Origin of the sequence: Streptomyces sp. SID1328 (assembly GCF_009865595.1) — a bacterium.
GTDB classification, from domain to species: Bacteria; Actinomycetota; Actinomycetes; order Streptomycetales; family Streptomycetaceae; genus Streptomyces; species Streptomyces griseoluteus.
This window is the reverse complement of the sequence record NZ_WWKH01000227.1, coordinates 1-2,060: the sequence shown is the minus strand read 5'-3', so window position 1 is coordinate 2,060 and position 2,060 is coordinate 1. Positions and strand designations below refer to the sequence as shown.

Genomic DNA, 2,060 nt, shown 5'->3' with positions numbered 1-2,060 from the left:
GGGCCGCAGCAGCAGAGCATCCCCGCCTATCACGCTTATCCCTCCCGCCCCTCGCGTCCCGGCCATGCTTGCACACGAGCCCAGTGGGGCAGATGAACCCGGACGCGGACTCCCCGTCGGTGACGCAGAGCGTGCCTGTTGCACGCGGCAGCGGATGCCCGGTGGGGTGGGTCCGTTCGCTCGTACGGGCCCTGACGAGCCAAAATGGCCCTGAGCGTTTGGAGAGAGAACGATGCGGAGGAGCGGACCCATGGCGCACGAGCGAGCCGGCCGTCCGGCCGGTCCCGAGGACCTTGTCGATGTGGCCCGCCTGGTCACGGCGTACTACGCCCTGCACCCGGACCTGGCCGACCCCGCCCAGCGGGTCGCCTTCGGCACCTCGGGACACCGGGGCTCGTCCCTGGCGGCCGCGTTCAACGAGGACCACATCGCCGCCACCAGCCAGGCGATCTGCGAGTACCGCGCCGCCCAGGGCATCGACGGCCCGCTGTTCCTCGGCGCCGACACCCACGCCCTGTCCGAGCCCGCGAAGGTCACGGCGCTGGAGGTGTTCGCGGCCAATGGCGTCACCGTCCTCATCGACAGCGAGGACGGCTACACCCCCACCCCGGCCGTCTCGCACGCCATCCTCGCCCACAACCGGGACCGTACGACCGGCCTCGCGGACGGCGTGGTCGTGACCCCCTCGCACAACCCGCCCGCCGACGGCGGCTTCAAGTACAACCCCCCGAGCGGCGGCCCGGCCCCCTCCGACGCCACCTCGTGGATTCAGGACCGCGCCAACCAGATCATCGCGGGCGGCTGCAAGGACGTACGCCGCGTCCCCTACACCCGCGCGCTCGCCGCCGACACCACCGGCCGGTACGACTTCCTCGGCGCCTATGTCCGCGACCTGCCCAGCGTGCTGGACCTGGCCGCGGTCCGGGACGCCGGCCTGCGCATCGGCGCCGACCCGCTCGGCGGCGCCTCCGTCGGCTACTGGGGCCGGATCGCCGACGAGCACGACATCGACCTGACCGTGGTCAACCCGCACGCCGACCCCACCTGGCGCTTCATGACGCTGGACTGGGACGGCAAGATCCGCATGGACTGCTCCTCCCCGTACGCCATGGCCTCGCTCATCGAGCAGCGCGACCGGTTCGCCCTGTCCACCGGCAACGACGCCGACGCCGACCGGCACGGCATCGTCACCCCGGACGCCGGGCTGATGAACCCCAACCACTACCTCGCCGTCGCCATCGACTACCTCTACCGCCACCGCGACCAGTGGCCGGAGGCGACCGGGATCGGCAAGACCCTGGTGTCCTCCACGATGATCGACCGGGTCGCCGGCGACCTGGGCCGCAGGCTCGTCGAGGTGCCGGTCGGCTTCAAGTGGTTCGTGGACGGACTGCTCAGCGGGGACCTCGGCTTCGGCGGCGAGGAGTCGGCGGGCGCCTCCTTCCTGCGCCGCGACGGCTCGGTGTGGACCACCGACAAGGACGGCATCCTGCTCGCCCTGCTCGCCTCCGAGATCACCGCCGTCACCGGCCGCACCCCCTCCGAGCACTACGCCGGCCTCACCGAGCGCTTCGGCGAGCCCGCCTACGCCCGCATCGACGCCCCGGCCACCCGCGAGCAGAAGGCGCTGCTCGGCAAGCTGTCCCCGGCCCAGGTCACCGCGGACACCCTGGCCGGTGAGGAGGTCACCGCCGTCCTCACCGAGGCGCCCGGCAACGGCGCCCCGATCGGCGGCATCAAGGTCACCACCGCCAACGCCTGGTTCGCCGCCCGCCCGTCGGGCACGGAGGACGTGTACAAGGTGTACGCCGAGTCGTTCCTCGGCCCGGACCACCTCGCGCGGGTGCAGGAGGAGGCCCAGGGCGTCGTCCTCGGGGCGCTCGGCGACTGAGCCCCCGTGCGGGGCGCGGCCGGCTCAGCGCCGGCCGTGTCCCCGGTCCAGCCTGTCCAGCACGGCGCGCGCCATCGCCGCCTCGCCCTGTGCGTTGGGGTGGGCGGGCGCGGCGGGGGAGGCCGGCCGGAGCGGCTCGATCCAGCGCTCGCCGGGCGCCTTGCACATG

Annotated in this window: 1 protein-coding gene and 1 pseudogene; one reads left to right on the top strand and one right to left on the bottom strand. The window is 73.3% G+C overall.

What is annotated here, in order from left to right; translation table 11 throughout:
• The first annotated feature begins 250 nt into the window (after positions 1-250).
• The gene (gene pgm, locus GT030_RS06500) at positions 251-1,891 is read left to right on the top strand and encodes a phosphoglucomutase (alpha-D-glucose-1,6-bisphosphate-dependent) (RefSeq protein WP_161200253.1); all 1,641 of its coding nucleotides are present in this window, start codon (positions 251-253) and stop codon (positions 1,889-1,891) included.
• 24 nt (positions 1,892-1,915) lie between these two features.
• Here pgm and GT030_RS06495 read toward each other — a convergent pair.
• A pseudogene (locus GT030_RS06495) lies at positions 1,916-2,060 on the bottom strand (SGNH/GDSL hydrolase family protein); the annotation flags it as partial.